The sequence below is a fragment of the Kitasatospora phosalacinea genome (assembly GCF_000716545.1).
Classification (GTDB): Bacteria; Actinomycetota; Actinomycetes; order Streptomycetales; family Streptomycetaceae; genus Kitasatospora; species Kitasatospora phosalacinea.
Genome location: NZ_JNWZ01000225.1, coordinates 1 through 205, shown reverse-complemented (window position 1 = coordinate 205; position 205 = coordinate 1). Strand labels below are relative to the sequence as shown.

General features: G+C 68.3%; 1 protein-coding gene. It reads right to left on the bottom strand.

Annotated features, from left to right (window positions below; translation table 11 throughout):
• A partial coding sequence (locus tag OO48_RS37125; protein WP_245194927.1) for a type IV toxin-antitoxin system AbiEi family antitoxin domain-containing protein occupies positions 1-165 on the bottom strand: 165 nt, incomplete at its 3' end.
• Between the last annotated feature and the right edge of the window lie 40 nt (positions 166-205).

The window sequence follows — 205 nt, the reverse complement described above, 5'->3', positions numbered from 1 at the left end:
CTGGTAGCGGCCGCGTCCGGGTTGATCGAGGAGTCCCTGACGAACGAGTCGTCCCAGGCGGGAGCGGGTGACGTTGATCGAGGGCTCATCGGTGGGCAGGCCGAGGAGTTCGTGCAGGTCGCGAACCCGGAAGACCCGTCCGGGGCGCTCGTTGAAGGCGGTCACGATGCGCTGGTAGACGGTGGCGGACCCCTCGGGAGATGGT